General features: G+C 57.6%; 6 protein-coding genes. 2 read left to right on the top strand and 4 right to left on the bottom strand.

What is annotated here, in order from left to right:
* Together Q1K23_RS06280 and Q1K23_RS06285 are read right to left on the bottom strand one after the other, a co-directional pair.
* Positions 1 to 1,382: DUF1501 domain-containing protein (locus Q1K23_RS06280; RefSeq protein ID WP_300363291.1), on the bottom strand; the 1,382-nt coding region annotated here is incomplete at its 3' end.
* Between the two features lie 10 nt (positions 1,383 to 1,392).
* Complete coding sequence (locus tag Q1K23_RS06285) at positions 1,393 to 3,150, bottom strand: DUF1800 domain-containing protein (protein ID WP_300363292.1); 1,758 nt, start codon at positions 3,148 to 3,150, stop codon at positions 1,393 to 1,395.
* A 172-nt stretch (positions 3,151 to 3,322) separates the two neighbouring features.
* On the opposite strand from Q1K23_RS06285, the gene Q1K23_RS06290 reads away from it, so the two are divergent.
* Entirely contained in the window at positions 3,323 to 3,640 is a 318-nt protein-coding gene (locus Q1K23_RS06290; RefSeq protein WP_300363293.1) for a thioredoxin family protein, read from the top strand.
* A gap of 91 nt (positions 3,641 to 3,731) precedes the next feature.
* Positions 3,732 to 4,172, top strand: coding sequence for a hypothetical protein (locus tag Q1K23_RS06295; protein WP_300363294.1), 441 nt, complete (start codon positions 3,732 to 3,734; stop codon positions 4,170 to 4,172).
* Between the two features lie 18 nt (positions 4,173 to 4,190).
* On the opposite strand, the gene Q1K23_RS06300 is transcribed toward Q1K23_RS06295, so the two are convergent.
* Together Q1K23_RS06300 and Q1K23_RS06305 are read right to left on the bottom strand one after the other, a co-directional pair.
* Positions 4,191 to 5,900, bottom strand: a complete 1,710-nt coding sequence (locus Q1K23_RS06300; RefSeq protein ID WP_300363295.1) for an EAL domain-containing protein — start codon at positions 5,898 to 5,900, stop codon at positions 4,191 to 4,193.
* 76 nt (positions 5,901 to 5,976) lie between these two features.
* The gene (locus Q1K23_RS06305; protein WP_300363296.1) at positions 5,977 to 7,365 is read right to left on the bottom strand and encodes an endo alpha-1,4 polygalactosaminidase; all 1,389 of its coding nucleotides are present in this window, start codon (positions 7,363 to 7,365) and stop codon (positions 5,977 to 5,979) included.
* Between the last annotated feature and the right edge of the window lie 81 nt (positions 7,366 to 7,446).

Raw genomic sequence — 7,446 nt, forward strand, 5'->3', positions numbered from 1 at the left:
CCCATGAAACCCATGTTCCGTGTCCCGAAACTGCGCAGATTCGGAAAAATGGCGTCGAGCTCCTCTTCCGTCGCGCCGAACCACCCGACGATCGTGGCGAGGTAGCTCTCCATGGCGGTCGTGGGTACCATTCTGTCCGACCAGGCGTCCGGGGAATCGGGACGCAGTTCCGGCATCCTCCCGTAGATATCGCCCCCCTTCACGGCACCGCCCATGACGAAAGCGTGGCTGCCCCATCCGTGGTCGGTACCCGCTCCGTTGGGGCTGAGGGAGCGTCCGAAATCCGACAGGGTAAAAAGCGTGACCCGCTCCGTCAGCCCCATCTCTTCCAGCGCGTCGTAGAAGGCTCCCAGCGAATCGCTCAGATAACCGGTCTGGTGCGCGTTGTCGGAGTCGTGTGTGTCCCATCCGTGGTGATTGACGAAAAAGATCTGTCGTCCGGGACGGCCCGGAAAGTTCTCTCTGACCGAGAGGATTTTCGCCACCAGTTCCAGCTGTTTCCCCAGCGGCACTCCCGTCTCGTGGACGCCTGTCGAAAAACCGTCGAATTCACGCACCCCGTCGAAAAGACCCGCCAGCAGATCCGGGCGCCGCAGCTCCTCGACCCTTTTTTGCGCGAAAGCGGCCATCAGCCGGTTGCCGTCGCCGCGCATCGCCTCGTAGATATCCTGATAGACGCCGCCGAGCTCTCCGCTGCCCGCTTCGGGGCCGAAACCGTAATAGCGCATCGTATCGGGAGAGACGGCGGCCTCGGAAAAGGCCACGGCCTCTTTCACCGCACCCAGCTGCATCAGATTGTTTCCGCCCACCGTGATGTTGCACCAGGGACTCCCCTCCGGGAAAAAGAGATCGGCCGTCCTCGCGGCCCAGCCCATTTTGTGCGGATTTTTCGCATCACCGAGCATCCACAGATCCCTCTGGGTATTGTGGGCGAAAAGCTGGTTCGGCAGCACCGCCCCGCCTTCTCGGATCTCTTCGGCGGTCGTGGGACGTACCAGCGTCCCGACATTGGCGACGAGGGCCAGCCGCTTTTTTTCGAAAAGTTCATGCATACGCCCCATGTTCGAGCGCATCCCGTAGGCCAGCGGATTGCGTCCCGCCGCGTCGGCGTGTGTGAATCCCAGCAGGCTCTCCCTCTCCACCGCGAGCCCTTTCCTCACGGCCCTGTAGTCATCGTAGCTCTCCCTGCCCGTGGGCACGATCATGTTGAAAACGTCCGCACCTCCCTCCAGCAGTACACAGACGATCGCCCTGTAATCCCCCGCCGTCTGCGCCGCATCGAGACGCTCCGGCGACGCCAGCATCGCGCCCAGAGGCGAGAGGGAGAGGAGACCCGCCGCGGAACGCTTCAGAAACTCTCTTCGGTTCAACGATTTTTTCATATCCGCTCCTTTACCGCTGCAACGCGTAATCCGGGGAGGTGATCACCAGGCCGAGCATATGGCGGGCCATCTTCTCCCCACTCATCCCTTCGTCCGATGCGTGCGCCCGGGCGTAGGAGAGTATGGCCTCTCTCGTGGACGCGCTCAGATGGCCTGCCGTCAGGATCCTGTCGAGCCGATCGAGCAGCTCCCCGTACCTCTTCCCAGACGCCAGAGCGCTCTCTTTCTCCAGCTGCAGATCGGCGCTTATTTCGAAGAGTCCGTAGATGGAGTCGTTTTTGTGGATGATCCCCATCAGCACCTCGTCGATGCCCTGTTTGCCGTAGAGTTCCAGTTCCGGAGCCGCGATCCCCTCCTTTTTCAGCGTATAGGGCGCATCCTCGGGTGTGAAGTAGTTGAACACGGTCAACGCCTCCAAAGGCCCCTCCTGCCGGGTGTATCCGGTGCCGTTGAAGTTGAAGGAGCGGTAGCGGTAGAGCGGCGTATCCCCCTGTCTGAGGATATGGTAGCCGTCTTGCGCGTGAAAGGCCCTGAAAAGATGGGTGAAATACAAAAGCGGTTCCCGGAACTTTCCGAAGATCTCCGGACGGTTTCGTGCGCCGTGCAGCGCTTCGTCGTCGAGCAGGATCGCCCGGACGACCGCCCCAAGATCGCCGTGTTCTCCCTTTCCGTTGTCTTCGAACACTTCGGCGACTCTCTCCACGTATGCCGGAGAGGGGTTGCTCGTCACCAGCCGCTGGATCAGCCTTCTTGATACGAAAGGCGCCGTGTTGGGGTGGGTGGCGAGCATATGGAGCGCCTTGTCGATGTCCCCCTTCGTATCGCCTCCCGCCGGAACGAGACGGCCTTCAGAAAACAGCCTTTTTTCGCTCCTGTCATGGTACTCCTCCACCGCCACCATGGCGGATGTGCGGGCGTGGTGGCTCGAAAAGGAGGCTTCCGTCTCGAACTGCCCGTTGTCGTCCGTCAATCCCGTGAAGATCTTCGCCATCTGTTCGATATCTTTCTGATCGTAGACGGGCTGCGGCCTGCCGTCGCGCAGGAGGCGTCTGCCGTCCCGGTCGAGGCGATAGAGACCGATGGAGAAGAGCTGCATCACCTCCCTGGCGTAGTTTTCGTCCGGGTGGGCGCCCCGGGTACCCGCTTTGGCGTTTCCCAGATAACTGAGATATTTTCCCATGGCGGGATGGTAGGTCACCGCCTTCAGCAGCTCTTCGTAACTGTCGAAAGCGTGCCGGACCAGAACGTCGTAATAGGAGATGCGTGCATCGGGATAGGTCAGAAGCGGCCCGTTTCTGGAGATGACGAGGATTTCGCTCAGTGCGAAAGCGACACGCTGTCGCAGCTGATCCCTCCCATGGACCGCGATATCCCACCACGCGTCGCGCTGGAGATACCCCAGCGCATCGCTGAAGCGTTTCCAGTCTTCGGGATGATCCTTCAGGTCGCCGACACCGCCGACGCCTTCGGCACGCTCCTCGGCCCACGCCATATGGTAGCTCGGCGGTTCCTGGAACTGCTCCTGCAGCCAGAGGTCGTAGTCGCCCAGACGAACCAGGCGGTCGATCTCTTCGGGTGTCGCTCCGAACGTGGCACGGGAGAGAAAAGCCGAAGCCTCATCCGCCGACGCGACGGCGTAACGGACGGTACGACCACTATCGGTCTCCTTTTCGACGGAAGAGACCTCACCGCCTCCGCCTCCCCCGCATCCTGTCATCAGCAAAAACACCGTCACCCATCCGGCGAAACGGCTCGTCATTCGTTTCATACCTCTCTCCTCACACTATCCGCTTTCCACAAAGGAGCTCTTTTTCGTCCCGCTGGATTCGATTATATACCAATCTTTTCCCTTCAACCTCTTTGGTTTAAATCCGTTCACATCCACATGGCGGACGATATGGTGTAAAATAACATCGACATATCCCCTGCCAAGGAAAACCATGACACTCGAATCGATCCGTCAGACCATCGAAGAGAAACCCGGCGTGCTCCTCTACTTCCGGGGAGAGCACTGCAACGTCTGCCACGCGCTGCAGCCCAAACTCTTCGAAGCCTTCGAAAAGAATTTCCCGAAAATCGAAAAGCTCACGGTGGACGTGGGAGAGCACGCCGAGATCGCGGCGGCCTTCGGCGTCTTCTCCATCCCCACGGCCATCGTCTTTCTGGGCGGCAGGGAGTTCGCGAGAGTCAGCCGTAACGTCAGCATCCCCGCACTGGTCGAACAGATCCGCCGCCCCTACGGGATCATGCTCTCCTGAGCTTCTTCAATTATAATATTAATTTATTTTATTCAATCGGAAACCGGCTCCTTTTAGATAAAATATACTTATCTAACAAAAAGGAGCTGTCATGAGAAAAGTTTTAATGACACTTGGGCTCGGAATTGTAATGTTGGGTGCCGGTCAGACAAAAACACCAATGACCCAGGAGCAAAAAGAGCTCAAAGAGACGATGAAAACGCTTGCGGGTGGACTGACGCGCATACAGGAAGCGATCCTCTACAACGACAAAGAGGAGCTTCTCGCGGGTGTCAGGATGCTAAAACGCATCGAAGACGGCTATCTGACGAAACACGGCGAAGCGCTGAAAAAATACATGCCCGACAATCCGGAATTCGCCATGGCCCTCGCCCAAAAGAGCGAAAGGAATATCGAACGCTACGTCAGAATGATGAAAGAGGATATCTTCTCCAAACACGACTACAGCAACATCGCCGCCGGATACAGCCATATCGTCCAGGAGTGTGTGGGTTGCCACCAGAAGCTGAGAAAGTGGCGCTGGGAACAGTAAAAGGGCTCTCCCCCTCTTTCAGAGGGAGTTGACGGGAAGCCACCGCTTTTCGAAATCTTCGATAGGCAGCGGTCTGGAGTAGTAGTACCCCTGGATCACGTCGCAGCCGATCGCATGGAGCATCTCGGCCTGCGCTTTCGTTTCGACCCCTTCCGCCACGATCTCCAGACCCAGCGTATGCCCCATGGCGATGATCGACTCGACGATGGCCCGGTCGTTGGGATTTTCGGTGATATCTTCGATGAAACTTCTGTCGATCTTCAGTTTGTCCACCTCCAGCATCTTCAGATGGCTCAAAGAGGAGTATCCCGTCCCGAAATCGTCGATCGAGAGCTTGAAACCCAGCGATTTGAGCGATTTGATCAGCAGATAGGCGTGCCTTTCGTTTTCGATCAGGATATCCTCCGTCAGCTCAAGCTCGACGAACTCGCAAAGCCCCTCGTATCGTCTGTGGATCGACTTCATCTTCGGCAGAAACTGCTGGTGGTGAAACAGTGCGCTGGAGATGTTCACCGAGAGGGTGGGACAGAAACTGCACTCCTTTTTCCATTTCCGAAGCAGCTCGAAAACATTCTCGATGACGAACATGTCGATCCTGTACAGAATGCCGAGCTCTCTGGCCAGCGGCAGAAAACGGTCGGGGGCTATCATCCCCTTTTCGGGATGGATCCACCGGATGAGACTCTCGGCGCCGCAGATCGTGCCGTTTTTCAGATCGATCTGGGGCTGCAGCCACGCTTCGAGCTCCCCTTTTTCCAGCGCTTCGAAGAGTTCGGTCTCCATCTGGATGTTGTCGAGCATCATGTCGCTGTTGTGGGCGAAAAAGGCGAAACGGTTTTTCCCGCTCTTTTTGGCTTCATACAGAGCGATATCCGCCGCCTTCTGGAGGGTCTCGATATCCCGGCCGTGTTCGGGAAAGAGCGCGACCCCCAGACTGATGGAGATATGCAGATGGATGCCGTTGATATCCAAAGAGGTGTGCACCGTGTCCTGGATGCGTCCGATCAGCGTCCCGATCTCTTCGAGATTGAGATAGTCCTCGACGATGATGGCGAACTCGTCACCGCCGATACGGGCGAACAGATCGGTCTTTCTGAGGATTTTCGCGACACGTTTGCTGATGGCGTCGAGAAGTTTGTCCCCGGCCTTGTGCCCCAGGGAGTCGTTGATCCGTTTGAAGTTGTCGATATCGAAGACGATCAGCGCCACCTTGTGGTCGCGGCGGTTGCCGAGGGCGACGGCCCGTTTGAATTCGTTGACGAAGACGTGGCGGTTGTAAAGACCCGTGAGCGTGTCGTAGTTTGCGAGGCGCTCCAGCTCCTTTTTGGCCAGGACCGTTTCGGTCTCGTCGATCAGCGTCCCGATGATCGCCCGCTCCCCCTGATAGTGAAAAACGCTTCCGTAGGCCCTGAGATATATCATCTCACCCTCTTTGGTGATGCCGCGGAAGGAGTATTCGATGCTCTCTTCATAGCCTTCGATGCGCTTTCGGATATTCTCTTTGGCTATGTTTCTGTCGTCGGGATGGGTCAGGTCGAGATTGCTCTTTCCTATCAGTTCGTCACGCTCGTAGCCGAATATCTCGGCCAGACGTTTGTTGACATAGCTGAACTTTCCGTCCTGTATGATATAGATGCCCACCACGGCGTGCTCCACGAGCGCACGAAACTTCTCGTCGGAGTCGAGCAGACCGTTGGCGATGGAGCGTTTGATTTCGACCTGTTCCATATCCTCTTTCTGTCTGAAAATAATACCTCTTTAGATCGTCAATATTACAAAAATTGTTAAGGGATCGTTTTGAAAGTCACTGGCAGTCGTAACGGAAACTTCCATCCAGGTTCATAGGCAATACCAGCGTCGTAAAACCTCTCGTTCGAGAATCCTCGCAAAGACGCTCCCTCGCCTCGGGATCGTCAAGGTAGATGTCGTCGTACTCGACGTTGAAGACCGGCTTGGCCGCATCGATGAAAGGGTCCAGCGCGCCGCATTCGTCGTATTGGTGACACTCTTCGTTCAGAGCGAAATCGAACCACGGTTCGAGCGCTTCGACCTGCTCCAGATCGTTTTTCAGACCGATGGAGAGTCCGCGCCGGTGCGCCTCTTCCGCCAGAAACCGGTTGTAGGCGAGCTGGTCGGCGTAGGTGAGAGGAAATCCCGTATCGTTGGCGTAGCCGTCCACATTGTCGGGCTCCACGCCGTCACACCCCTTTTGCACCGCCAGATCGAGACGTCGTCGCATGATTTCGCGGATCTCCTGCGATCGTATATCGAGCCACCGCTCGCCGGCCCAACCCTCGAGATCCTTTCCCAGCGCTTCTTTCGGGAAATCGGCGGCATCCTCCCGCCACGCCTCGTAGCTTCCCGCGCTGAAGTAGCAGACCACCTCTCTCCCATCCTCGTGCAGCCTCTCGATCAGATCGGCACTGCTGTCGAAGAGATCGATGTCGTAGAGGGACACGTCGTAGGAAGTGTCCACCGTCCCGGTCAGCTGCCACTGGAAGGTCGCCCCCGCATCCAGACGATGCCACAGCGGCCAGCCGACGCCGCTGACGGTCACGATCCTCTTCCACGGACCTTCGGGCACCTCCGCTTCGTCGACGAAACGCCAGTCGACCCTGTCGATATCTTCGACTCCCAGATAGTCCCTGACAGCCGGAGAGAGATCGATGCCCGCACGGTCGTTGACACCGTTTTTCGGCATGGCATCCGCGAAGACGTAGGCGGCGTCATCCTCTCCGAAAGGTCCCACGTCTTCCCACTGGGCGTAGACTCTCCTGTCACCCTTGGCGATCTCCACCCACCGGTTCTTGCAGTAGGAGCGATCCTCCGGCAGACCGGGCTCGTACCAGGGTATCCATTTCTGCAGATCCGCTTTGCGTACACCGTTTTCGTCGAAGTCGTTGAAAGGGAGCGCCACGTAGAATGGGTTTTCGCGGGGGATGAAGCCGGCGGGACGGTACCCGTCCCTTTGATCGGGGCTATCGACACCGCCGTATCGTGCTATCCACTTTTCGTCCCAGGCACTGGAGAGATTGGCGATGCCGCCGTTGGAGGCGTCGGCCTCCTCTCCGATCCAGAAGACGGTGGAGGTGATACCGGTATGGAGCGGATAGCTGTGATGGGTGATGTGGCTCTGGGAGGAGGAGAATTCGGAAGAGGAACCCTCTCCTCCCCCGCAGCCCGCAAGCACCATAACGATTGCGAGCGGAAAAAAGTGATAAACGGATTTCGATCTCATGATAGATAGTATCGGCCGTTTTCGCGATGTTTGCAG

The sequence above is a fragment of the Hydrogenimonas sp. genome (assembly GCF_029933015.1).
GTDB lineage: Bacteria > Campylobacterota > Campylobacteria > Campylobacterales > Hydrogenimonadaceae > Hydrogenimonas.